This window comes from Spirillospora sp. NPDC048819 (assembly GCF_040650055.1).
Classification (GTDB): Bacteria; Actinomycetota; Actinomycetes; order Streptosporangiales; family Streptosporangiaceae; genus Spirillospora.
In genome coordinates this window covers 70,726-93,660 of record NZ_JBEZGN010000007.1, presented here as the reverse complement: position 1 = coordinate 93,660, position 22,935 = coordinate 70,726, and the positions used below count along the sequence as shown (strand labels likewise).

20 protein-coding genes are annotated in these 22,935 nt (G+C 71.9%); 4 read left to right on the top strand and 16 right to left on the bottom strand.

All coding sequences use genetic code 11. The features are described 5' to 3' along the window. Window positions 1-85 precede the first annotated feature (85 nt). The 13 genes from nhaA to AB0C35_RS12580 form a co-directional block, all read right to left on the bottom strand. The gene (gene nhaA, locus AB0C35_RS12640) at window positions 86-1,960 is read right to left on the bottom strand and encodes a Na+/H+ antiporter NhaA (RefSeq protein ID WP_358453945.1); all 1,875 of its coding nucleotides are present in this window, start codon (window positions 1,958-1,960) and stop codon (window positions 86-88) included. A gap of 85 nt (window positions 1,961-2,045) precedes the next feature. After that, the gene (locus tag AB0C35_RS12635; RefSeq protein WP_358453943.1) at window positions 2,046-3,536 is read right to left on the bottom strand and encodes an amidohydrolase; all 1,491 of its coding nucleotides are present in this window, start codon (window positions 3,534-3,536) and stop codon (window positions 2,046-2,048) included. Then, a complete protein-coding gene (locus tag AB0C35_RS12630) occupies window positions 3,533-4,126 on the bottom strand; it encodes a thiamine pyrophosphate-dependent enzyme (RefSeq protein WP_358453941.1) in 594 nt (197 codons plus the stop codon). The genes AB0C35_RS12635 and AB0C35_RS12630 overlap by 4 nt, the downstream gene beginning before the upstream one ends. Then, entirely contained in the window at window positions 4,123-4,698 is a 576-nt protein-coding gene (locus AB0C35_RS12625) for a thiamine pyrophosphate-binding protein (RefSeq protein ID WP_358453938.1), read from the bottom strand. The genes AB0C35_RS12630 and AB0C35_RS12625 overlap by 4 nt, the downstream gene beginning before the upstream one ends. Next, window positions 4,695-8,081 carry a molybdopterin cofactor-binding domain-containing protein gene (locus tag AB0C35_RS12620; RefSeq protein ID WP_358453937.1) on the bottom strand — a complete coding sequence of 1,129 codons (3,387 nt, stop codon included), beginning with the start codon at window positions 8,079-8,081 and terminating at the stop codon, window positions 4,695-4,697. The genes AB0C35_RS12625 and AB0C35_RS12620 overlap by 4 nt, the downstream gene beginning before the upstream one ends. Next, window positions 8,078-8,536 (bottom strand): 2Fe-2S iron-sulfur cluster-binding protein, encoded by a 459-nt coding sequence (locus AB0C35_RS12615; protein ID WP_358453935.1) that lies wholly within the window; start codon window positions 8,534-8,536, stop codon window positions 8,078-8,080. The genes AB0C35_RS12620 and AB0C35_RS12615 overlap by 4 nt, the downstream gene beginning before the upstream one ends. A gap of 22 nt (window positions 8,537-8,558) precedes the next feature. Next, on the bottom strand, window positions 8,559-9,236 hold the full coding sequence (locus tag AB0C35_RS12610; protein WP_358453934.1) for an isochorismatase family cysteine hydrolase: 678 nt from the start codon (window positions 9,234-9,236) through the stop codon (window positions 8,559-8,561). Between the two features lie 34 nt (window positions 9,237-9,270). After that, window positions 9,271-10,629: an amidohydrolase family protein gene (locus tag AB0C35_RS12605; protein ID WP_358453932.1), complete on the bottom strand. Its 1,359-nt coding sequence runs from the start codon at window positions 10,627-10,629 to the stop codon at window positions 9,271-9,273. Window positions 10,630-10,697: 68 nt separating this feature from the next. Further along, window positions 10,698-11,495 carry an IclR family transcriptional regulator gene (locus AB0C35_RS12600; protein WP_358453929.1) on the bottom strand — a complete coding sequence of 266 codons (798 nt, stop codon included), beginning with the start codon at window positions 11,493-11,495 and terminating at the stop codon, window positions 10,698-10,700. A 13-nt stretch (window positions 11,496-11,508) separates the two neighbouring features. Next, window positions 11,509-12,489, bottom strand: a complete 981-nt coding sequence (locus tag AB0C35_RS12595) for an ABC transporter substrate-binding protein (RefSeq protein WP_358453926.1) — start codon at window positions 12,487-12,489, stop codon at window positions 11,509-11,511. A 128-nt stretch (window positions 12,490-12,617) separates the two neighbouring features. After that, entirely contained in the window at window positions 12,618-13,532 is a 915-nt protein-coding gene (locus AB0C35_RS12590; protein ID WP_358453923.1) for an ABC transporter permease, read from the bottom strand. Continuing rightward, window positions 13,529-14,392 (bottom strand): ABC transporter permease, encoded by an 864-nt coding sequence (locus AB0C35_RS12585; RefSeq protein WP_358453920.1) that lies wholly within the window; start codon window positions 14,390-14,392, stop codon window positions 13,529-13,531. Before AB0C35_RS12585 ends, AB0C35_RS12590 begins: the two co-directional genes overlap by 4 nt. A 378-nt stretch (window positions 14,393-14,770) precedes the next feature. Then, window positions 14,771-15,583: an ABC transporter ATP-binding protein gene (locus tag AB0C35_RS12580; protein ID WP_358453917.1), complete on the bottom strand. Its 813-nt coding sequence runs from the start codon at window positions 15,581-15,583 to the stop codon at window positions 14,771-14,773. A 172-nt stretch (window positions 15,584-15,755) separates the two neighbouring features. Here AB0C35_RS12580 and AB0C35_RS12575 point away from each other — a divergent pair, with 172 nt between their 5' ends. Then, a complete protein-coding gene (locus AB0C35_RS12575) occupies window positions 15,756-16,874 on the top strand; it encodes a class I tRNA ligase family protein (RefSeq protein ID WP_358453914.1) in 1,119 nt (372 codons plus the stop codon). Here the strand turns inward: AB0C35_RS12575 and AB0C35_RS12570 are convergent. Continuing rightward, complete coding sequence (locus AB0C35_RS12570) at window positions 16,871-17,734, bottom strand: universal stress protein (protein WP_358453911.1); 864 nt, start codon at window positions 17,732-17,734, stop codon at window positions 16,871-16,873. The genes AB0C35_RS12575 and AB0C35_RS12570 overlap by 4 nt on opposite strands. A gap of 174 nt (window positions 17,735-17,908) precedes the next feature. Between AB0C35_RS12570 and AB0C35_RS12565 the strand changes: the two genes are divergently transcribed. From AB0C35_RS12565 to AB0C35_RS12555, 3 genes are read left to right on the top strand one after another with little or no spacing between them, the layout of a single operon-like run. Further along, window positions 17,909-18,520 carry a TetR/AcrR family transcriptional regulator gene (locus AB0C35_RS12565; RefSeq protein WP_358453908.1) on the top strand — a complete coding sequence of 204 codons (612 nt, stop codon included), beginning with the start codon at window positions 17,909-17,911 and terminating at the stop codon, window positions 18,518-18,520. Beyond that, entirely contained in the window at window positions 18,517-19,401 is an 885-nt protein-coding gene (locus AB0C35_RS12560) for a crotonase/enoyl-CoA hydratase family protein (protein ID WP_358453905.1), read from the top strand. Before AB0C35_RS12565 ends, AB0C35_RS12560 begins: the two co-directional genes overlap by 4 nt. A 2-nt stretch (window positions 19,402-19,403) precedes the next feature. Then, complete coding sequence (locus AB0C35_RS12555) at window positions 19,404-21,026, top strand: AMP-binding protein (protein ID WP_358453902.1); 1,623 nt, start codon at window positions 19,404-19,406, stop codon at window positions 21,024-21,026. A 36-nt stretch (window positions 21,027-21,062) separates the two neighbouring features. On the opposite strand, the gene AB0C35_RS12550 is transcribed toward AB0C35_RS12555, so the two are convergent. Both AB0C35_RS12550 and AB0C35_RS12545 read right to left on the bottom strand, forming a co-directional pair. Continuing rightward, a complete protein-coding gene (locus AB0C35_RS12550) occupies window positions 21,063-22,001 on the bottom strand; it encodes a fumarylacetoacetate hydrolase family protein (protein WP_358453899.1) in 939 nt (312 codons plus the stop codon). Beyond that, window positions 22,002-22,934, bottom strand: a complete 933-nt coding sequence (locus AB0C35_RS12545; RefSeq protein WP_358453896.1) for a VOC family protein — start codon at window positions 22,932-22,934, stop codon at window positions 22,002-22,004. Window position 22,935 lies beyond the last annotated feature (1 nt).

Genomic DNA, 22,935 nt, shown 5'->3' with positions numbered 1-22,935 from the left:
GGGGGCGGTGAACCGTCCCCCGTCCAGGCTCGTACTGGCCTTCCGAGGTACGTCCGTCGCTGCGTGAACAGGTCGGCGGACGGAGTCAGGGTGCGTCGGCGGCTGATTCCTGGAGTTCCCGGGCGAGGGTCTCCGCGTCGTACGGGCCGGTGTGGCGGCGTTCGCCGATGAAGAAGGTGGGCGTGCCGCGTGCTCCGCTGGCCTCGGCGCTGGTGACGTCCACCCGGATCCGGGCGGACGTGCTCTCGTCATCGAGGTCGCGGAGGAACTGCTCGACGTCCAGACCGAGGTCGGCGGCGTAGCCGGCGACGTCCTCGTATTGGAGTTCGTCCTGGTGCTCGAAAAGCAGGTCGTGCATTTCCCAGAAGCGTCCCTGCCTGTCGGCGGCGACCGCGGCGTGCGCCCCCAGTTCGGCGTAGGGGTGCACGTCGGGGAGCGGCAGGTGCCGGAACACGTACCGCAGGTCGTCGCCGAAGCGCTCCCGCAGCTCGCGCGCGACGCCCGTGGAGCGGGCGCAGAACGGGCATTCGAAGTCGCCGTATTCGACGAGGGTGAGCGGCGCGTCGTGCGGGCCTCTGATGTGGTCCGTCTCCGGGTCCACCGGCCGGTCGAGGAACCGCGGCAGGTCCGCGTGCTCCTGGCCGCGCAGGACCGCGGCGGCGTGGAACACGAGCCACCCGAGGGCGGTCGCCAGCACCGCCGCCAGCAGCACCCCGACGGTCGCCTGGTCGCGGACGGCCTCGTCCTCGAACGCCAGGCGGACGATCAGCAGCGAGACGGTGAATCCGATGCCGGACAGTGCGGCGCCGCCGAACACGTGCTCGACGCTGACCCCCTGGGGCAGTTTCCCGAGGCCGAAGCGTGTGCCGAAGACGGCGCCGAGCCCGACTCCCAGGGGTTTCCCCAGGACGAGGCCGATGATCACCGCCCACGTGACCGGTGAGGTGAGCGCCTCGCCGAGAAGGCCGCCGCGCAGGTCGACGCCCGCGTTCGCCAGCGCGAACACCGGGACGATGAAGTAGCTGCTCCAGGGGTGCAGCGTCGTCTGCAGCCGCTCGTTGACCGACACCGCGCGCTGGAGCCCCACCCGGGCCGTCATTCCCACGTCGGCCATGGGGGACTGCCGGAAGGCGCGGAAGCTGCGGGCCGCCTTCTCGACCGCCTCCCGGACGGGCTTGTGCGCGGGCACGAGGAGACCGCCGAGCATCCCCGCGATGGACGCGTGGAGCCCCGCCTGAATGGTGGCGAGCCACAGCGCGAGGACGGCGACCACGTACGGCGCCGCACGCCAAACCCCCCGGCGGCTCAGAACCACCGCCACCCCGCAGAGGACGAACATGGCGAGGAGCGGCAGCATTCGGACGGTCTCCGAATAGACGAAGCCGATCACGCTCACGGCCACGATGTCGTCGATGACGGTGAGCGCCAGCAGGAAGATGCGCAGCTGCGTCGCGAACGTGGGGCCGACCACGGCGAGGGCGCCCAGCATGAACGCCGTGTCGGTGCCGATGACGATGGCCCAGCCGTTCGCGGCCTCTCCCCCGGGCGCGACCAGCAGGTACAGGAGCGCGGGAACCAGCATCCCGCCGACGCCGCCCACGATAGGGAGGACGACCCGGCGGGGTTCCCTGAGCTCACCGACGGAGAGCTCGTACCGGACCTCCAGGCCGATCACGAAGAAGAACAGGGCCATCAGGCCGTCGCTGACCCAGTGCCCCAGGTCCATCGTCAGGTCGGCGCCCCCGAGCGACAGGGACGCCTCCGTCGCCCACAGGGACTCGTACTGGTCCGACCATGGGGAGTTGGCCCAGAGCAGGGCGACCACGACGGCCACCAGCAGCAGGGCCGAGCCGCCCACCTCCGTCGCCAGGAAGCGCCGCACGGGCCCGGAGAGCTGAGCGAGGAGCGCGCGCCTCCTGGCCCGGGTCTGGGAGTCGCCGCGCTTCCTCGTCCAGATCATCACACCTCTGCCTCAGTCCGATCACCGTGCCGTCCCGGACGATCTCCTACCGGAGGCGTCCGGGAACCTCAAAGAGCGGTCGGCATCAGGCGCGGTCCTGCCGGGACGAGCGCGACCATGGGCGGCGGCGGACCTCGTTCTCCAGGCGCTGGAGCAGGGGCGCGGTGCGCTCGTAGTTCGTGAGGCGGTCCGGCAGTCCCTTCCAGACACGTGCCGCCAGCTCGGCCGCCTCGGCGAGGATGGCGTCGACGTCGACCGCGATCACCTTACCGTCGCGCACGACCGTCTCCCCGTCGACCAGGACGGTGTCGACGGCGTTGCCCATGTCGCCGTAGGCGAGCTGGTAGGCGACCTGTTCCTTGGGCGCGACGAACACTTCGCTGGTGCGCAGCAGGACGAGGTCCGCGCGGTGGCCCGGGGCGATGCGCCCGAGCGGGACGCCGAGGGCGCGCGCCCCGCCGTCCCAGCACATGCCGAGGACGGACGACGCGCCCGGCCAGGATTCCGGCTCGCCGTGCGCCCGCGGCAGCAGCGCGGCCATCTTGACCGTCTCCCACATGTTCTGGCTGTCGTTGCTGCTGGCGCCGTCGGAGCCGAGCGCCACCGCGGCCCCGGCGCGCAGCATGTCCGGTACGGGCGCCACACCGGCCCCGAGTTTGAGGTTGCTGACCGGGTTGTGCACCGCGACCGCGTCGGAGGCGGCGAACCTGGCGATCTCGTCGTCGTCGAGCCAGATGGCGTGGGCGAACGACGCCCAGGGGCCCAGGCAGCCGATGCGTTCGAGGAACTCGACCGTCGAGGTGCCGTAGCGCGTGTCCGCCACGTGGATCTGCGACTTGGCCGACAGCAGGTGCGTCTGGAGGCGCAGGCCGCGGTCGCGGGCCGTCTCCGCGCTGGCCTTGAAGAGGTCGGTGGAGCAGCGCGGCAGGGAGGACGGCCCGAGCATCGGCGTGATGCGCGGATGGGTTCCGTTCCAGCGGTCGATGTAGGCGAGCACCTCCCCGAGGACGACGTCCGGTTTCGCGCGGGGCGGGCGGACGAGGTCTTCGGTGCCGTCGATCAGGTCCAGCGGCAGCGACGAGAAGAAGTCCAGGTCGCTGTACTGCGCGGCGACATTGGCCCGCATGCCCGAGTCGACATAGGCGCGGGTGATGGCGTCCAGGCCGTCGCCCATCCACTCGTGGTCGGCGCGGGCGCAGTCGAGGACGCTCGTCGTCCCGGTGCGCAGCATCTGGATCGCGCCGAGCATGGCCGACACGTACAGCTCACGCGGGCTGAGCCGGGCGCCCGCCCCGCCGTAGCTGGCGAGCACCATCCAGGTGTCGAGCGGCAGGTCGTCGCAGAGTCCCCGTTCGATGGTCTGGTTGGAATGCGTGTGGGCGTTGACCAGTCCCGGGATCACGATGCGCGCGGACGCGTCGAGGACCTCCGCGCCGTCCGCGTCGAGGTCCGGGCCGACGCGGGTGATGACGCCGTCCTCGACCAGGACGTCGGTCACCCCGAACTCCGATGCCAGGTCGAAGACGTGCCCACCGCGGATGAGCGTTCTGCCCTTCGTGGCGTCCGGCGTGCTCATGATCGGCCTCCAAGCTGTTCACGGGCGGCGAGTTCCCGCTGGAAGACGGCCTTGTCCTCGGCCTGCGACCAGCGGCCCGCCTCGGGGTAGGGCGATGCCTCGGGCTCCACCGCCTGGACGACCATGGCCGGGCCGCCGGCGGCGTACATCCGCCGGACGGCGTCCGCTACGTCGGCTTCGCCGGCGTCCTCCGGCGGTGATTCGGCCCGTTCCCAGCCGCACGCTTTGGCGGCGGCGGCCAGGTCGAGACGGCCGGCGAGCGTCTGGCCGCCGCCGGTCTCGTACCGGCCGTTGGCGAAGACGACGACGCGCAGGTTCGGCGGGGCCGCCCCGGCGATCGCGGCGAGGACGCCGAGGTTCATCGCCAGGTCGCCGTCGCCCTCGATCAGCGTCACCCGGTCTCCGGGCCGGGCCAGGGCGAAGCCGAGCGCGAGCGAGGGCGCCATGCCCATCGGGTCGGACGCGTAGTACGTGAGGTTGGGCGCGGCCGCCTCTCGCCAGGCCCGTCCGGCCGATCCCAGCGAGCAGATCACGATGTCGTCGGCGGTGAGGGCGGCGGCCACGGTCCGCGCCAGCGTCAGGCGTCTCATCGGGCGGCCTCCCCCAGCAGCGACTCGCGGTCGAGGAGCAGGACGACGGGCCGGCGGTGCAGCCGGGCCTGGCCGGCCGCGGCGGTGACCAGGCCGGGATCGGCGCCTCCGCGCATCCGGTGGTACGGCACGCCGAGCGCGTCGAGCACGGGCGGCACGACGCGTCCCTTGTACGCCTGGTAGTAGAAGCCGTCGTCGACGTCCCCGCGCTGCGCGGCCACCACGAGGAGCGGCAGCTCGTGCAGATGGGTGTAGCCGGCGAGGGCGTTGGCGCCGACGAGCAGGCCCGCGTTCTGGCAGACGACGGCCCCCAGCCCGCCCGCGAGCGCGACACCGGCGGCGACGCCCAGCGCGTCGTCCTCCCTGGTGACCTTGACGTGGCGCATGCGCGCGTCGGCGTCGACGGCCGTCAGCAGGGGCGACAGCCAGGAGTCGGGGAGGCTGGCCACGACGCTGATGTCGGCGTCGCGCAGCGCGGTGAGCAGGAGCGCGGCCGGGTCACGGCCCGGTGGCCGCCCTGTGGTCGCATGCCCGGTGGTCGCATGCCCCGTGGTCGCGTGCCCGGTGTTCACGGGTCTCCTCCCATTCGTCCGGCTGCCCGTACGGCCATGCCGAGGGCGGCGTCGAGCTTCCAGGCGTTGCCCGGCAGCGGGTGGCCGTGCCTGGACAGTTCGCCGTCGAGGTGCCCGCGGAACCGGCCGGCGTCGAAGCGGGCGCCGTCGCATGCCGTTTCCGTGGCGCGGGCGCGCCAGGGGGTCGGGGCGACCGCGCCGAGGACGACGCGGGTGTCCTTCCAGCGTCCGGCGGTGACGGCGGCCGACAGCGCGATCGACACGACGGCGAAGTCGCCCTCCCACAGTTGGAGCTTGTCGAACACGCAGCGGCGTTCCCGCGCTGAGGCGGGGACGCGTACCGCCGTGACCAGTTCGCCGGGCCGCAGGCATGTCTCTCCCGGCCCGGTGTAGAAGTCGCCGATCGCGACCGTCCGATCTCCGGCGGGGCCGGACACCATCACCCGGGCGTCGAGCGCGGTGAACACGGTGCCGAGGTCGGACGGCGTCACCGCCTGGCAGCGGTGCCCGCCGATCGCCGCATGGTAGAAGCGGTGGTCTCCCTGGACGGCGTAGCAGGGGCAGGTGACGCCGCCGCGCTTGTAGCAGTCGAAGCCGTTGCGGAAGAACCAGCACCGTTTGGCCTGCACCAGGTTGCCGCCCACGGTGGCGACCGCCCGGATCTGGGCGGACGCGATCGACGCGACGGCGTCGGCGACCGCGTCGAGCGAGCCGCGGGTCGCCGCCGCCAGGGCGTCCAGCGTGACCGCCGCGCCGATGTCCAGGGCGCCGTCGTCGCGTTCGATGATCGTGCGCAGTGCGGGGATGCCGGTGATCTGGACCAGGGTCCGCGGTGCCGACAGGCCCTGCCGCCGCTGAAGGGCGAGGTCGGTGTTGCCGCCGACGGCGGTGCCGCCGGAGGCCGTGAGCTTCACGGCCTCACCGGCATCGGACGGCCGCCGCACCGACTCGATCTCCCGTTCCGGCGCCCGGCGGGCCAGGCGGGTGCCGAACCGGTGCAGCGTCCAGTGCACGCCGAGCGGGTAGGCCCGGCGAAGCAGCTCGATCCACCACCGCGACGGCCGCGCGGCCAGCCGGTGCCGGCGGGCGGGGAGGCCGTCGCGTTCGGCCAGGGCCCGCAGCACCTTGTCCGGGGTGATCGGCAGGTCGCGGATGCGCACGCCGATCGCGTCGTACACCGCGTTCGCGACGGCGGGCGCGGGCGGCACGATCGGCATCTCGCCGACGCTCTTGGCGTCGTACGGCCCGGCCTCCTCGTCCCCTTCGATCAGGACGACCCGCACCGGGGGCAGGTCGGCCGCCCTGGGCAGGGCGTAGTTGATGTAGGCCGGGTTGACGGGGCGGCCGGACTCGTAGATGAGCTCTTCGCCGAGGGCGGCGCCGAGCCCCTGCGCGACGCCGCCGATCACCTGCCCTTCGGCCATCACCGGGTTGATCGCCCGTCCGATGTCGTGCGCCGCGACGTAGTCCAGGACGCGCACCCGCCCGGTGGCGGGGTCGACCTCGACCTCGACGGCGTGGGCCGCGAAGGTGTAACTGGCCGAGACGTTCGGCCGGGGGTTGCCGCCCCCGAACGTCTCCATCCGCGGGTCGACGTAGGACGCCTCGTTGCTGAGCATGCCGTCGCGTGCGTCGGGGCACAGCGCGACCAGGTCGCTGAGGCCGATGTCGGCGTCCGGGGCGTGCGCGCGGCCTCCGTCCAAACGGATGTCGTCGGTGCCGAGCTTCTCCGCCGCCAGCCCGCGCACCGTTTCGGCGAGTTCCGCGGCGGCCTTGCGCACGGCGTGGCCGCCCATGTGCGTCCCGCGCGACGACCAGGCGCCCATGTCGAACGGGGTCAGTTCGCCGTCGGCCATCAGCACGTCGACGTCGTCCACGTGGACGCCGAGTTCCTCCGCGGCGATCTGGGCCAGGACGGTGCGCTGGCCGGTGCCGGCGTCGGCCCCGCCGAACCGCACCCGGACGCGGCCGTCCTCGAACAGGTCCACGATGGCGTCGCTGCGGTTGGAGCCGCCGTGCGCGTACGAGCCGCTGCCGTGCATGCCGCACGCCACGCCCACCCCGCGAAGCGGCCTGCGGTCGCGGCGCTTGTCGTCCCAGCCGATCGCGTCGCGCACGGCGGCCAGGCATTCGGCGAGCCGGGCGGAGCCGAGGCGGGCGCCCGACATCGTGGTGGTGCCCGGCTCGTTGGCGTTGCGCATCCGCAGGTCGATCGGATCGATGCCGAGCCGTTCGGCCAGCTCGTCGACCTGCGACTCCATGGCGAACGCGACCTGCGGGCTGCCGTAGCCGCGGAACTGGCCGCCGGGCGGCAGCGCCGTGTCGATCAGCCGGGCGTCCCAGCTGACGCCGTCCGGCCGGTAGATGGAGCCGAGCGTCTTGACGCCCACCTTCATGATGGACGGGCCGTAGTGGTTGTACGCGCCGTTGTCGACGTCGAGCCGGGCGTCCAGGGCGCGCAGCCGGCCGGTGTCGTCGGCGGACGAGCGGAGCCGCACCCGGAAGGCGTGCCGCGGCTTGGTCGCCCCGAACTCCTCCTCCCGCGAGTACGCCAGCCGGACGGGCCGCCCGGCCGCCATCGACAGCGCCGAGGCGAGCGCCTCGTGCTCGGACACCTTCGACTTCGACCCGAACCCGCCGCCGACGGCGACGTCGCGGCAGACGACCTGCTCGGGGTCGAGGCCCAGCACGTGGGCGACCTCGGTCGTGATGAACCACGGCGCCTGCGTCGAGGTCCACAGTTCGAGGACGCCGGTGTCGGCGTGCCAGTGCGCCAGCGTGGTGTTCGGCTCCATGCAGGCGTGCGACACCCGGGGGTAATGGAAGGTGCCCTCCACGGACACGGTGGAGGCGGCGCGGCCGGCCTCGGGATCGCCCCAGTGCCCCTTGTCGTGCACCGACACGTTCGGCTCGCCGGACGACCGGCGGTGCAGCCGGATCGCGCGCCGCGCCGACGCCGCGTCGATCGTCAGCGGCGGCCACCGCCGGGGACGGCGGTACCGCACCACGATCGCCTCGGCGGCGGCCCTGGCCTGTTCCGGCGTCTCCGCCGCGACCGCGGCCACCTCCTCGCCGACGTAGCGGACGACGCCGCGGGCGAGCGGGCGGCGGTCGGAGTAGGGCCCCTCGGCGTGGATGTAGGCGGCGTCCGCCGGAAGGTCGGCCGCGGTGATCACGGCGTGGACGCCGGGCATCCGGCGCGCCCGCCCGGTGTCCACGGACAGGATCCGCGCGTACGGGTGGGGCGAGCGCAGGACCCACGCGGTCAGCGTCCCCGGCGGTTCGAGGTCGCCGGCGTAGGCGTCGGTGCCCGAGGTCCGCTCGTCCCAGTTCTTCGCGGGCACGTTCGTGCCGACGACCCGCGGCGCCCGAGGAGAGGTCATGCGGTCTCCCGGTCCGCCGCCGCCCGCCGGATCGCGGCGATGATCTGCGTGTAGCCGGTGCAGCGGCAGATGTTGCCGGACATCGCGTGCCGCAGTTCCGCATCGCTGAGTCCGGCCGCCGCGTCCAGCAGCGCGGCCGCCCGGACGATCTGGCCCGGCGTGCAGAACCCGCACTGGAATCCGCCCGCCTCGGCGAACGCGCGGCGCAGTTCACGCTGCGCGTCCGCCAGCCCCTCCACGGTCGTGACCCGCCCGTGCGCCGCCTCTTCGACCAGCAGGACGCACGACATCACCGGGACCCCGTCGAGCAGGACGGTGCACGCCCCGCATTCGCCGCGCCCGCACGCCTCCTTCGCGCCGCGCAGCCCGAGCCGGCCGCGCAGCACCGGCAGCAGCGCCTCGCCGGGCCGCGCGTCGACCTCCACCGCTGCGCCGTTGACGTCGAGTGTCGTCATCGCCGTGCCTCCCGCCGGGCCGTCACGGCGCCGGGACCGGAGCCGAGGCCGGGGCCGGGGCCGGGGCCGGCCGGAGCGCGGCGAACAGCTCATCGGCCGTGGTGACGACGCCGTGGAAGCGTTCGGTGCTGGCCAGCACTGCCGCGTGGGCGGCGTCGTCGGTGTCGGCCACGCACTCCGCCGGAACCACGACGTCGAAATCGCGTGCGTAGGCGTCACGGATGGTGGAGTCGACGCAGAAACTCGTCGTCGTGCCCGCCACGACCAGCACCTGCACACCGCTCATCCGCAGCACGCTCTCCAGCCGGGTGTTGTAGAAGGCGCTGGCGCGGTGCTTGACGATGATCTCGTCGTCGCTGACGACGCGCTCCTTGACCTCGTCGAGCAGTTCGGCGTCCCAGGTGCCCTGGTGGCACAGTTCGAGCTTCACGCCGCGCCGGTCCAGATGCGACGGGATACGGCGGCGCCGGCGGCCGTGGTCACCGGGGAAGTGCACCTGCCGGGTGAACCAGACCGGGATGCCGACGGCGCGGCAGCGCTCGGTCAGGCTCAGGGCGTGCGGGACCATTTCGCGCGGCTTGGCCACGCTCTGCGCCCCGAACGCGCGCCCGCGGGCGCCGTCCGGGTGGCAGAAGCCGTTCTGCAGGTCGATGACCAGCAGTCCGACATCGGCCGGGTCGAGTGTCACGTCAAGCGGCATGTCGTTCCTCCGTACGGCTCGTCTCTTGCGTTCGTCACGGGCGCAGCACCCGGCCCGATCCGGGCCGCACCGACACCTCGCCGTCGCGGAGCTGCACCTCGCCGCGCCTGATCGTCATCGCGGGCCAGCCCTTCAGCGCCATCCCTTCGAACGCGCTGGTGTACTTGCTGCGGGTGACGTCCGGGCCGACGACGCGTTCGGTGTCGAGGTCGACCACGACGAAGTCGGCGTCGCCGCCGACGGCGATGGCGCCCTTGCGCGGGTAGAGCCCGAACACGCGGGCCGGGTTCTCCGCCATCACGGCGGCGACGTGCTCCAGCTCGATGCGGCCCTTCAGCACGCCCTCGGTCAGCACCACGGGCAGCATCGTCGCGAGCCCGGCGAAGCCCGGCTTCTCCTCCCACAGGGCCGCGCCGGTCTTCACCAGCGGGACGTGGTCGGAACCGATCGTCCGGATGCTTCCGTCGCGGATGCCGTCCCAGAGCCGGAGCCGGTCCTCCTCGCCGCGCAGCGCCGGGGCGACCTTGCCGACGCCCGCACCCTGCTCGGCGAGCCGCTGGTCGTCGATGGTGAGGGCCAGGTAGTGCGGGCAGCTCTCCAGCACCACGTCCGCGCCGCGTTCACCCGCCTCGTGGGCCGCGTCGATGCCGGCGCCGATCGTGGTGTGCGGAATGTACAGCGGGCATCCCTGCAGCTCCGCCAGCCAGATCGCGCGCAGGATGTCCTGCTCCTCCACGAAACCCGGCCGCGAGTCGGTGTAGGCGGCCAGGTCGTTCCGGCCGCTCGCCTTGACCCGTTCGGTGAGGTGCTCCACCAGGGAGTCGTCCTCGCAGTGCACCATGCACCGCGCGTACGGGCCGAGTTCGCGGATGCGGGCCATGGCCTCATAGAGGTCGGCGTCGGAGACGGTGACCAGGCCGATGGGATTACCCTCCGGGTAGCCGCCCATGTAGAACTTGTAGCTGCGGACGCCGAACCGCTCGGCGTACTGGGGGATCTCCTCGATCTGGGCCATCGAGTTGAGAATGAAGTGGAACGCGGTGTCGAACGAGCTGTGGGCGGCCGCGATCTCCCGTTCCTTGTCGAACGTGTCGAGCAGCGAGGTGGCGCTGCGCTTGTACTGCAGCAGCGTGGTGATGCCGCCGACGGCCGCGGAGACCGACTCGGTCTCGCACAGTTCCTCGTAGGGCACCCCGCCGCCCAGGTGCACGTGCGGGTCGACGATGCCCGGCAGGACCGGACGGCCGCCGCAGTCGATGGTCTCGTCGGCCGCGGGCAGGTCGGCGTCGCGGCCGATCGCGATGATCTTGCCGTCGCGCACCGCGACACCGGCGTGCATGCGGCCCGTCGGTGTCACGAGCTCCGCGTTGTGCAGCGCGAGGTCGGCGCTCATGGTGAAAACTCCTGTTCACGTAGGTGGGCACGTAGCTGGGCAGGTAGGTGGGACGGTCGCCGGTGGGCTCAGCCGGCCGTGCCGGTGCTGCCGAGTTCCTTGGTCAGGCTCGCCGCGACCCGCGCGAGTGCGCTCGCCATGGGCGAGCCGGTGTCCGGCGGCACCGTGACGGTGGTGCCGACGATCGCGATGGCCGCCGTGATGCACGCGTCCTGGAAGACCGGCGCCGCGATCGTGCGGACCCCCGTGGCCTGGGGTGTGTTCGTCGCGATGTTCTTCGCGCGGATGTCCGCCAGTTCGCTGCGCAGCTCGCGTGACCTGCGCAGCCGTCCCGGCAGTCCCGGGACGGCCGGCGGATCCAGGAACGCGCAGAACAGCCGGCCCTGCGCGGATTCGAGCGATAGCCGCGAACCGGCCCGGATGCTGATCCGCACCAGCCTGTTGGCGTTGTCGTCGACCCGCACCACGATGGGCCCCTCGCCGTCCCACACGCTCAGCACCACCGTCTCGTTCACCTCGCGGACCAGCTCCTCCAGGAACGGCCCGGACGCGCTGATGATCGGATGACCGGAACGCACCGCCGCCGCCAGGGTGAGGATCTGCGGCCCGAGCGAGTACAGCCCCGCCGCCGCGTCGAAACGCAGCAGGTTCGCGGCCCGCAGCGCCTTGGTGTAGCGGTGCGCGGTCGGCTTGCTGACACCGAGCCGCGCGGTGAGTTCACCGAGGGTGAGACGCGGACGGCTCACCGTGAAGGCGTTCAGAACCGTGGCGGCGCGCTGCACCGACTGGATGACGGGGGACTCGCCGTCCGGCGGCCCCCCGCCGATCCCGCCGCCGCGCGACCCGGTGCCGGAACCCCGTCCCATCGCGATGGGCTCCTCAGCTCCGGGAGTACTCGGGCACCAGCTTCTCCACGTCGGGAAGCTTGTCGGTCTGGCCCTGGTCGACCAGGATCTGCGCCATCTGCTTCATGGCGTCCATCGGCACGTCCGCGAAGTAGGGGTTCTCCGGGTCGGTCGCCAGCTTCCCGGCGTCCTGGCCGCAGTGCGCCGCCTCGATCTTGTACTTCTCGTCCTTGTTGGCCGGGTCGTTGATCGCGGTGTTGGACTCCTTCAGCGACGCCAGGAACTTCTTCATCGACTCGGTGTTCTCGTCGACGAACTTCGCGGTCCCGACGTAGCCGGCGAAGACCAGCCACCTGTCCTTGCCGACCTGCATGTACGGGTCCCCGAGGCTGCGCACCCCGGGAGTGTTCGAGTACTGCTCGGGCGCCTGGGAGGCGTCGACCTTGCCCGACGCCACGGCCGAGGCCAGCTCACCGAAGGGCAGCGCGACGAACTTGACCTTCTTGGGGTCGCCGCCCGCGTCCGTCACGAACTGCTGGACGATGATCTGGTTGATCCCGCCGAGCTCGTTGACCGCGACGGTCTTCCCCTGGAGGTCCTTGCCGTTCCGGATCGACGAGTCCTCCTTGACGAGGACCGCGTTCGAGGGGGTCTCCCCCTTCTTCGGCGTGCCGTACGCGGTCGCCACCCACCTGAGGTCGATACCGCTGTTCATCGCGAGCATCGTGGAGAACGGGTTGGTGAACGCGAGGTCCGCCGACCCGCCCTGCACGGCGGCGAGCCCGGCGGCGCCGCCGCCGGCCTTCACCAGTTCGACCTTCAGCCCGTTCTTCTCGAAGATGCCCTTCTTCTGCGCCCACAGCACCGAGATCTCGTTGCACAGGCTCAGCGTGGTCACCTTCAGCTGGCCGGTCGCGCCGTCCGCGCCGTCGACGCCGTCCGCCGCCGAACCCGGCGACCCGCAGGCGGCGGTCAGCATCGCGGCCGCCGCCCCGACGGCGATCAGGCACGTCATCCTGGAGCGCCGGTTCGGGCGGTCTCCGCCGCGTGACTCTGGAGTAGAGCGCTTCGTTGGCATGTCCAACTCCTCAAGGATCGATGTGGCCGGGCCGGCGTTCTCCCGCCGGCGCGGCTGTCTGCGGATCACGTCGAGCCGGCTCGCTTGCGCGACTCCCGGTGCCACCGGAGGACGCGCGCTTCGACGAGCGCGAACAGGACGTTCAGGAGCAGGCCGATCACCGCGATCAGCAGCACACCACTCCACATGTCGACATAACGGAACTGGCGGGACGCGAGGACGATGTAGTAACCGATGCCGTTGGTCGCCGCGAAGAGCTCCGAGACGACCATCAGGATGAGACCGATGCCGAGACTGACCCGCAGGCCGCTGATGATCTGCGGGCTGGCGCCCGGCAGCAGCACCACGAAGAAGTAGCGGAGCCTGCCCATGCGCATGCTCCGCGCCGTCATGATGACCGTGCGGTCGATGCCCTGGACCCCGTCCATGGTGTTGATCAGGATCGGGAACACCGTGCCGACGACGATCAGCGAGACGTTCATCTCGTCGGTGATGCCGAAGAAGACGACGGCGAGCGGGAGCAGCGCCGTCGCCGGGATCGACATCCCGAACCGGATCAGCGGGTTGACCGTCGCCGCGGCCCGCGGGGAGACGCCGAGCGCGATGCCCGCGCAGAGGCCGATGACCACCGAGATCAGCCATCCCTGCGCGGCGCGCGACATGCTCGAGCCGAGGTCGGTGGTGAACTGCTCGGTGACGAAGCCGCGCGAGGCGTCGGCGACGAACCAGTTCGTGAAGAACGCCGCGGCGCTGTCGGTGAACGTCGGGAAGTACGGCGACTGGTAGATCCGCGACGCCACCTCCCAGGCGACGAGCAGCAGCACGACCATCCAGGAGTAGGCGAACGCGCGGCCCGCCGCCGTCCCCGCGGAGGACGTCGCCCTGGTCAGGCCGGCCAGAAGGGGCCGCTGCGATGCGGGGCCGGCGGCGGCCGCGGTCGTCGGGCCGGCGGTCCGGCCGGCGTTCGGCGTCTCGGTCATGACCGCCCCCCTGAATCGGCCCCGCGCCGCGTCCACGGCAGGGTGCGCCGCTCGACGGCCGCCAGCGTGGTGTAGAGAAGCCACCCGAGGACGCCCGCGAGGATCACCCCCGCGTACACGAAGTCGGGCCGTGGAATGCCCTGGTACTTGACGATGACGGTGCCGATGCCGTAGCTCGCGCCGAGCAGTTCGACGCTGACGATCACGATCAGCGCGATGCCGCTGGCCACCCGGATGCCGGTGACGATGGACGGCAGCGCCGACGGGAGTACCACGCGGCGCAGGATCTGCATCCGGGTCCATCGCATGCTGCGCGCGACGGTCAGCAGCTGGGGTTCGGTGTTGTGGACGCCGTACACCGCGTTGAGCAGGACGGGACCGAAGATCGCGAAGACCGTCAGGGCGAGCTTCATGGTGAGCCCGAGCCCGAACAGCAGCACCGACGCCGGGATGAACACCGTGGCGGGCACCGAACGCAGGGCGTGGACCACCGTGACCGTCGGGCGGTACAGCGCGGCCACCGTCCCCAGCAGGATTCCCATCGGCACCGCGACGACGATGGTGACGGCCATCGACAGCAGCCAGGTCCACACCGTGTCGAGCACCTGGAGCCGGAAGTCCGTGCTCGCCGCGAGGTCCTTGATCCGCAGCGCCACCGTCCACGGGGCCGGCAGGGATTCGGCCGCCACGAGTCCGAGGGTGGAGGCGAGCTGCCATAGGGCGACCACGGCGCCGACACCGAGCGCGCCCAGTGCCAGCGGGGAACGCAGGGCCCTGGACAGCGGGCCTGCGGGCCCGCCGGCGGCGGCCCGCACGTTGTCGGGGGCGTGGTCGAGGGTCTCAGCGGACGTGGAGGACATCGCTACCGTCCGGTCGGAGGGGAAGGGGTCACGCCGACTCCAGCTCTGCTCGAAGACCAGGTCCTCATCTCGGAGGACGTAATGGCGTTGCGAGTGACGGTATGGCGGCCCTCTTCTTAGTGTCAAGGGTCACAGCCGAACAAAAGCCCTGTCGAATTTCCCCGGCGTCCGAATGCCCGGCCCAATACGACAACGGCCGGCAGCGACGGCTGACGGCCGATGAAGGGCAGGCGTATATGCGCCGGATCGAATGTTCTCCACGAACGCTCACCCGACGTGAGGATTCAATTTTCGGCCACTACTCGTCAGTGGCCGAAGCACGGCTAGTACATATCGCCGGACGTTCCCAGGCGGCGCGGATCTGTCTCCCTGATCGCGCTAGGCGGCCGGCATGTCCTTCATGACCAGGCGGAAGACCTCCGCCCGAAGCTGGGCGTAGATGGGGTTCTCCTTGCTGGCGAACTGGTCGCGAGGCCGGGGCAGCGGCACTTCGAGTTCGGTGACGACGCTGGACGGGCTGCTGGACAGCACGACGATCCGGTCGGAGAGATAAACCGCCTCGTCGATGTCATGGGTGACGAAGAGGATCGTCTTGTTGTACTCCTCCCAAACCCGCAGCAGCAGATCCTCCAGGCCGGTGCGGGTCTGCGCGTCGACCGAGGCGAACGGCTCGTCCATGAGCAGTACCTTCGGGTGCGATATCAGCGCGCGGGCGATCGCCACGCGCTGCTGCATGCCACCCGAGAGCTGCCAGGGGTAGCGGCCCCCGACGGACGGGTCGAGGCCGACCTCGGTCAGCAGCTTCGCCACGTCGCGCTTGACGTCCGCCTTGGGGGCACGCGCCGACTTCATGGGCAGCCCGACGTTGCTCTCCACGCTGAGCCAGGGGAACAGCGACCTGCTGTAGTCCTGGAACACCACCGACAGTCCCGGCGGCGGCCCGGTGACCGCCTGGCCGCCGAGCTCGATGCTGCCCCCGGTGGGCGGGAGGAGGCCCGCGATGCAGCTCAGCAGGGTGGTCTTGCCGCATCCGGACGGGCCGACGATCGAGACGAACTCACCTTCGCGGAGCGTGAAGGACACCTGTTCGATCGCCCGGACGGCACCCTTCTTGTTCGGATAGGACTTCGCGAGGCCGTCCACCGCGAGCATCGTGGCCTTGGAATCGACGGAGTTCGAGGTGATCGTCATTCGCTCAGCTCCTCGCACCAGATTTGCGAGTGTTATACATTGCGAGACGCCATCTCGTCAAGTGCGAACGCGCTGGTGAGAGGCCGTGTCAAAGGGCCCGCCACCCCGGGAACGCGGCCGGGGAGCCACGTGACGGCGCCTTTTCCCGGCGGGCCTGGGTATGAGTTCTCCCGTGGATCTCAACGCACCGGACCGCACCCTCCGGATCGGCGGCCGCCCGTTGCCGGTCGCCGGCCCCGCCCGGATGTACGTCTGCGGGATCACCCCGTACGACGCGACCCACCTCGGTCACGCACGGACATTCGTGTGGGCCGACGTCGCCGCCCGCGTCCTGCGCCATGCGGGGGCAGACGTGCTCGTCTGCCGCAACGTCACCGACGTCGACGACGTGCTGAACCAGGCCGCCGACCGTGCCGGCAGCCCGTACGACAGCTTCGCCGCCGTCCAGCAGTTCTACTTCGAACGCGACCTGGAGGCCCTCGGCGTGCACACCGTCGACCACCAGCCGCGCGCGCACAACCACGTCAGGGAGGTCATCGCGCTCGCCCAGGGACTCCTCGCGTCCGGCCATGCCTACGTCCGCGACGGAGGGGTCTACTTCCGCGGCGCCGACGTCCCGGAGCGGGCGGGGCTGGACGACCGGCAGGCGCGCGACCTCCTGGCCGAGTACGGCGACGAGCCCGAGGATCCCGGCAAGGAGCATCCGTTCGACGTCGCCGTCTGGCGGCCCTCGAATTCCGGGGAACCCGCCTGGCCCAGCCCCTGGGGCGCGGGACGGCCCGGCTGGCACGCCGAATGCGCCGCGATGGCCATGACGACGTTCGGCCCGGCGCTCGACCTGCACTCCGGCGGCGCCGACCTGCGGTTCCCCCACCACGCCTACGAGGCCGCCCTCGCCGAGGCGCTGACCGGCGTCCGGCCGTTCTCCCGCGCCTGGCTGCATGTGGGCATGGTCCGCGTGGACGGCGCGAAGATGGCCAAGTCCACCGGCAACCTGGTCCTGGTCTCCGAGCTGATCCGGGACCACCCGGCCACGGCCGTCCGGCTCATGCTCATCACCGCCCCCTGGCGGGAGGACTGGGACTACACCGCCGGCACCCTCGACTCCGCGACGGCACGGCTGGACGCGCTCCATCTCAGCGCGGGCCGCCGCGCGTCGTCGACCACGGCGGAGGTGGCCGCGACCCGCGCCCTGCTCGACGATCTCGACGTGCGGACCGCGCTCGCCATCGCGGAGGAGGAGGGCGGCCGCACCGCCCGCCTGGTCATGCGGGTCCTGGCCCTCGGCTAGCGCTCCCGGGGCGCGTGGACCACCGCGACCGTGCAGGGCGCGTGATGGACCAGCGCGTGGCTGACCGACCCGAGCAGCAGCCCGCGGACGCCGCCCAGTCCCCGCGAGCCGACGACGATCAGGCGCGCGTCGCCCGCCGCCTCCATCAGGACGTCCCGGGGCGCCCCGGCGACGACCTCGGTCTCGACGTCCACCCCGGGGTGGAGCTCCCGCAAGGGGATCATCAGCCCGGCCAGCCGCCTCTCGGCCGCGTCGCGCAGTCCGGCCTCGTCCGCGAGCGGCGGCAGCTCCTTCACGGGCACCGACTCCCAGGCGACCACCGCGCGGACGGAGAGCCCGCGGGCATCGGCCGCCGCGAAGGCTGTCTTCAGCGCCGCCCTGGAGGCCGGTGAACCGTCCACGCCGACCACGACTCGCCGCGCCCCCTCGTCCGGTCCGCCGCCCCGGACGATCACGACCGGGCATGCGGCGTGCGCGGCGACCTGCGCACCGACCGAGCCGAGCAGCAGCCCGGCGAACCCGCCGAGGCCGCGCGGGCCCAGCACGATCAGGTCGGCCGTCTCCGCCGCGTCGATCAGCATGGCGGCCGCCTGCCCGCGGACGAGCGCCGTCCGCACCCGCACTTCGGGGGCGGCCTTCCGGACATGCTCGACGCCGTCGTTGAGGGTCTCCTCCGCGATGGCCTGCACATCGATGACGGGCACGGCCAGCGGGCCCCCGAGGTACACGTCCCACGCGTGCAGCACGGTCAGCGGCAGGTCCCGCGCACGGGCGGCATCGGCGGCCCAGTCCAGGGCCCGCACGCTGCCTTCGGAACCGTCGTAACCGACGACGACGCCGTTGATCGGCTCTGCGCTCATGTGTCCTCCCGGCTGCTGAGACTCCGACTCGGGTCCACCTTCAGCGTTCCTCGTGGGCCTTACCCGGACGAGAGGCGTCGGTCCGGAGGTGAGAGGACCTTCGTCCCATTGACCGTCAGCGGTGACTGTGAGAGTCTATTCACAGTCAGTTCTGACTGTCGATGAGGGGGCGCGGTGTCCAAGCGGGAGGAACAGCGGGCCGCGACGCGGCGGCTGCTCGTGGACGCGGCGGTGGAGTCGCTGGTCGAGAAGGGCGTCGCGGCGACGACGACGCTGGAGGTCCAGCGGCGGGCCGGAGTCAGCCGCGGTGCGCTGCTGCACCACTTCCCCACGCACGAGGAACTTCTCGGCGCCGCCGTCGGACGGCTCGTCCAGCGCAACGAGGACGCCGTCCAGGAGGAACTGGCCGCCGCCCCGCCGTCGGAGGACGGCCTGCTGCGGTCGGTCCGCGTCTTGCGGGCGGCGCTGCGGCGGCCGGCGTTCGGCGCCGAACTGGAGCTGTGGGCGGTCGCGCGGACCAATCCGCGGCTGCGGCAGGTCCTCAGACGCGCCGAGGGTGCGGCCCGGCGCGACCTGTACCGGGTGATCGGCGAGGTGCTCGGCCCGGACGTGACGGCCGCACCGTCCTATCCGCTCGTCGCCGAACTGACCGTCCAGATGCTGCGCGGCATGGCGATCTCGGACGCGCTCTACCGCGACGGCACCGGCGGCGACGCGCTGCTGGAGCGGTGGATCGAGGTCGTCCGGCCGCTTCTGACCGACCCGTCCGCGGAGGAGAGACCATGACCGAAGAACCGACGGTGCTGTACGAGGTCGAGGACCGCAAGGCGTATCTGACGCTGAACCGGCCCGACCGGCTCAACGCGATCGACTTCCGGATGCCGGGCGAGCTGGCCGCGGCGGTCAAGCGCGCCAACACCGACCCCCGCGTCCACGTGATCGTGCTCCGGGGGGCGGGACGGGCGTTCTGCTCCGGCTACGACCTGAAGATCTCCGCCGAGGACGGCGAGGGCACCCAGGGGTCGGGCGGCGGCGACCCGGTCTGGGACCCGATCAAGGACTACGCCGTCATGAAGGAGTTCACCGACGACTACTTCTCGCTGTGGCGCTCGCTCAAGCCGACCATCGCCAAGGTGCACGGCTTCGCGGTCGCGGGCGGCAGCGACATCGCGCTGTCGTGCGACATGGTCGTGATGGCCGAGGACGCGCGGATCGGCTACATGCCCGCGCGGGTCTGGGGCTGCCCCACCACGGCGATGTGGGTGTACCGGCTCGGCGCCGAACGCGCCAAGCGGATGCTGCTGACCGGCGACACCATCGACGGCCGCACCGCCGCCGAATGGGGCCTGGTGCTGGAGTCGGCGCCGCTCGGGGAGCTGGACGCGCGGGTGGAGGAACTGGCCGACCGCGTCGCGGGTGTGCCGGTCAACCAGCTCGCCATGCAGAAGCTCATGATCAACCAGGCCTACGACAACATGGGGCTGCACGGCACCCAGATCCTGGCGACCCTGTTCGACGGCATCACCCGCCACTCGCCCGAGGGCCGCTGGTTCCAGGAGTTCGCCGCCGCGCACGGGTTCCACGAGGCCGTCAAGTGGCGCGACTCGGGCCGCTGGATCCCCGAAGGCGGCGGCCCCATCCCGTCCCGCGAAGATCTGGAGGGCTGACCATGCTCACGCAGTCGTACCGACCGGCCGACACGTCCCGGCCGGTGCTGGACCTCACCCCTGGCGACCTGCTGCGCGAGGCCGCCTCCGTCGCGCCCGGACGCGTCGCGCTGGTCGAGACGGCCCCGCCCGGCGCGTCCCTGTCCGGGGTGGACCGCACCGACCGCACCTGGACCTACGCCCAGCTTCTGGACGACGCCGAACACGCCGCGCACTGGCTGGCCGCCCGTTTCGAACCGGGCGAGCACATCGCCGTCTGGGCGCCGAACGTCCCCGAGTGGGTGGTGCTCCAGTACGGCGCCGCCCTGGCGGGGCTGGTCCTGGTGACGGCCAACCCGGCGTTGCGGGAGACCGAACTCGAACACGTCCTGTCCCAGTCGGGCGCGGTCGCCGTCGTCCTCACCGACGCGTTCCGGGGGACGGACATGGCCGCGACGGTGGAACGGATCCGGCCACGGTTGCCCCTCATGCGCGACGTCATCTCGTTCAACGGGTGGCTCGCCCGGGTGCGGGAGGCGGAGCCCGTCGCGCTGCCCGACGTCGATCCCGGCGGGCCCGCGCAGATTCAGTACACGTCCGGGACGACGGGGCTTCCCAAGGGCGCCGTCCTGCACCACCGCGGGCTCGTCACCAATGCCGCCTTCGTCGCCGCTCGCGCGGGCTTCCCCGAAGGCGGCGTCTGGGGCAGCGCGCTCCCGCTCTTCCACACGGCGGGCTGCGGCCTGACGGTGCTGGGCACCGCGCACGGCAAGGGCACGCTCGTGCTGCCGCAGTTCTTCCACCCCGAACTCGTCCTGAACGCCCTCCAGGAGTGGCGGGTCAACGTGTTCGGCGGGGTCCCGGTGATGTTCTCCGCCCTCCTCGCCCACCCCGGCTTCGACGGCTACGACCTCGATGCCTGCTCGGTGATCATGTCTGGCGGGGACGCCGTTCCCCCGGCGCTGAACGAGGAGGCGGAGCGCAGGTTCGGGGCGCGCTTCTCCACCGTCTACGGGCAGACCGAACTGAGCCCCATCGTCACCCAGACCAGCCCGGACGACGCCCCGGACGACAAGCTGCACACCGCCGGCACGCCGCTGTGGCAGGTCGAGGTGAAGGTCACCGGCGCGGACGGTTCGACGCTGCCGGTCGGCGAGGCGGGCGAGATCTGCGCCCGCGGCCACCAGGTCATGCTCGGCTACCACGACCAGCCGGACGCGACCGCGCAGACCATCGACGCCGACGGCTGGCTGCACACCGGCGACCTGGGCGTCATGGACGAGCGCGGCTACCTCACCATCACCGGCCGCCTCAAGGACCTCGTCATCCGGGGCGGGGAGAACATCTACCCGAGTGAGATCGAGGCCGCGATCGCCGGCCATCCGGGAGTCGCCCAGGCCGTCGTCCTCGGCGTCCCCGACCCGGACTGGGGCGAGCAGGTCGCCGCCGTGGTCAGGCCCGCCGACGCGAGCCGTCCGCCGAGCGCGGCCGAGCTGCACGACCACGTGCGCTCCGTCCTCGCGCCCCACAAGACGCCGCGGCACTGGTATCTCGCCGACGACGTCCCCGCCAACGCCATGGGCAAGATCCAGAAGTTCGTCCTGCGGGACCGCATCGCGGCCGGCGACCTCGCCGAACTCCCCTGACCGGGCCGGCCGGACGCGGCTGGCCTGGTGCGGTCGTCAGCTCGGGCGCTTGCGAGGTCGCGGCCGGGCGGCCGGGATCGGGCGGGGCGCGGCGCCCTCAGCGACGGTGTTGGTGATCGTGCCGATCCCTTCGACGGTCATGGTGACCTCGTCGCCGACCTGGAGCGGGGGCGGGGTCCGGTCACCCCTGACGCCCCACAGTTCGGCCAGGCAGCCGCCGTTGCCGCACGTGCCCGAGCCGAGGACGTCGCCGGGACGGACGTAGGTGCCGCGCGAGGCATAGGCGATGAGGTCCTCGAACGGCCAGCCCATGTTGGAGAGCAGGTCGCGGCCGATCTCGGTGCCGTTGACGGAGACGGACAGGGCCAGGCCGAGGAAGCCGTCGCCGTCCCGGTACGGCTCCAGTTCGTCGGCGGTGACGATCCAGGGGCCGAGGGTGGTGGCGGTGTCCTTGCCCTTGCACGGGCCGAGACCGACCTGCATCTCGGCTGACTGCAGGTCGCGCGCCGACCAGTCGTTGAAGATCGCGTACCCGAAGACATGGTCGCGGGCCTGCTCGGGCGTCAGGTCGCGGCCCTCCCTCCCGATGATGACGGCCACTTCGAGTTCGAAGTCGAGAAGCTCGCATCCGGGCGGCATGGGGACGGGCGCACCGGTGCCGATGATCGCGTAGGGGTTGGTGAAGTAGAACGTCGGGGCGGCGTACCACTGGCCGGGGACGCCCGCCTCGCCGCCGACGCTGCGCCGTACCCCTTCGACGTGCTCCTCGAACGACACGAAGTCGCGGACGGTCGGCGGCTGGATCGGCGGGAGCAACGTCACCTCGTCCAGCGGGACGGCCGGGCCCGCGGCCTCGGGGCGGCTCCCCGCCGCGATGACCGTGAGCAGGTCGGGGACGTCGAGGTGGTGGACGGCGTCGCCCCGGACGACGCCGCAGCGCCGTCGGCCCCGGTGCATGTAGGAGGCGTACCGCATCTAGACGGGAGGGGCGACGAAGACGCCGCGGTCGGGGTCGTTGAACGATTCCTTGGCGATCAGCTCGTTCATCGGGTTGGCGGTCCCCCACTGGTCGCTGACCTCGGGCTGGGAGAAGTCGTGGACGGACGGGTGCCAGGTGTCCTCGTCCAGCAGTTCCAGCTCGGTGGTGTACTCGACGGTGTTGCCGTGCGGGTCCAGGAAGTAGGAGAAGGTGTTGTCGCCGGCGAGGTGGCGGCCGGGCCCCCAGATCATGCGGGCGCCGGAGCGGATGAGCCGTCCGGTGCCGTACATGTACTCGTCCAGGCCGCGCATCTCGAAGGAGATGTGGTGCAGGGACGTGTGGGGGCCGCGGGCGATGGCGAGGCTGTGGTGCTGCGGGTTGCAGCGCATGAAGTGCATGACCTCGCCCATGTGCGGGGACGCGAGCGTGTCCGAGAGCGCGAAGTTCAGGTGGGTCTCGTACCAGGAGCGGGTGGCGGCGATGTCGGGCGCGTTGAGCACGACGTGGGAGAGCCGGACGGGCACGGCCTCCTTGGCCTCCAGCTTGCGGTGCTCCCGGACGGCGACGTCTGCGGAGACCTCGACCGTCCGGCCGTCCAGGTCGAAGAAGCGGAATCCGTAGCCGCCGCCGGGGGTGTCGAGTTCGCCGGGCTCGCTGATCAGCTGGACGGACGCGTCGCGGAGCCGCCCGGCGAGGGCGTCCACGTCCTCGGGGCTCGCGGCGCCGAACGCGACCAGGTCGAGCCGCTTGCCGGTGTCGTGGCGGAGCCGGACGATGTACTGCTCCGGCGACCCTTCGGCGGCCAGGAAGCTGATCCCGGTGTCCGAGGCGACTTCCGTCAGGCCCCAGACACCGGAGTAGAAGTCGCGCTGGCGCGCGAAGTCGGGGACGGCGAGGTCCACGTGCCGCAGATGGGTGATGAGTCGCATG

What these genes read in the sequence shown, in the direction of transcription:
- nhaA (WP_358453945.1), bottom strand. Translation starts at nt 1,960, where the DNA reads ATGATCTGGACGAGGAAGCGCGGCGACTCCCAGACCCGGGCCAGGAGG.
- AB0C35_RS12635 (WP_358453943.1), bottom strand. Translation starts at nt 3,536, where the DNA reads ATGAGCACGCCGGACGCCACGAAGGGCAGAACGCTCATCCGCGGTGGG.
- AB0C35_RS12630 (WP_358453941.1), bottom strand. Translation starts at nt 4,126, where the DNA reads ATGAGACGCCTGACGCTGGCGCGGACCGTGGCCGCCGCCCTCACCGCC.
- AB0C35_RS12620 (WP_358453937.1), bottom strand. Translation starts at nt 8,081, where the DNA reads ATGACCTCTCCTCGGGCGCCGCGGGTCGTCGGCACGAACGTGCCCGCG.
- AB0C35_RS12615 (WP_358453935.1), bottom strand. Translation starts at nt 8,536, where the DNA reads ATGACGACACTCGACGTCAACGGCGCAGCGGTGGAGGTCGACGCGCGG.
- AB0C35_RS12610 (WP_358453934.1), bottom strand. Translation starts at nt 9,236, where the DNA reads ATGCCGCTTGACGTGACACTCGACCCGGCCGATGTCGGACTGCTGGTC.
- AB0C35_RS12605 (WP_358453932.1), bottom strand. Translation starts at nt 10,629, where the DNA reads ATGAGCGCCGACCTCGCGCTGCACAACGCGGAGCTCGTGACACCGACG.
- AB0C35_RS12600 (WP_358453929.1), bottom strand. Translation starts at nt 11,495, where the DNA reads ATGGGACGGGGTTCCGGCACCGGGTCGCGCGGCGGCGGGATCGGCGGG.
- AB0C35_RS12595 (WP_358453926.1), bottom strand. Translation starts at nt 12,489, where the DNA reads ATGACGTGCCTGATCGCCGTCGGGGCGGCGGCCGCGATGCTGACCGCC.
- AB0C35_RS12590 (WP_358453923.1), bottom strand. Translation starts at nt 13,532, where the DNA reads ATGACCGAGACGCCGAACGCCGGCCGGACCGCCGGCCCGACGACCGCG.
- AB0C35_RS12585 (WP_358453920.1), bottom strand. Translation starts at nt 14,392, where the DNA reads ATGTCCTCCACGTCCGCTGAGACCCTCGACCACGCCCCCGACAACGTG.
- AB0C35_RS12580 (WP_358453917.1), bottom strand. Translation starts at nt 15,583, where the DNA reads ATGACGATCACCTCGAACTCCGTCGATTCCAAGGCCACGATGCTCGCG.
- AB0C35_RS12570 (WP_358453911.1), bottom strand. Translation starts at nt 17,734, where the DNA reads ATGAGCGCAGAGCCGATCAACGGCGTCGTCGTCGGTTACGACGGTTCC.
- AB0C35_RS12560 (WP_358453905.1), top strand. Translation starts at nt 18,517, where the DNA reads ATGACCGAAGAACCGACGGTGCTGTACGAGGTCGAGGACCGCAAGGCG.
- AB0C35_RS12555 (WP_358453902.1), top strand. Translation starts at nt 19,404, where the DNA reads ATGCTCACGCAGTCGTACCGACCGGCCGACACGTCCCGGCCGGTGCTG.
- AB0C35_RS12550 (WP_358453899.1), bottom strand. Translation starts at nt 22,001, where the DNA reads ATGCGGTACGCCTCCTACATGCACCGGGGCCGACGGCGCTGCGGCGTC.
- AB0C35_RS12545 (WP_358453896.1), bottom strand. Translation starts at nt 22,934, where the DNA reads ATGCGACTCATCACCCATCTGCGGCACGTGGACCTCGCCGTCCCCGAC.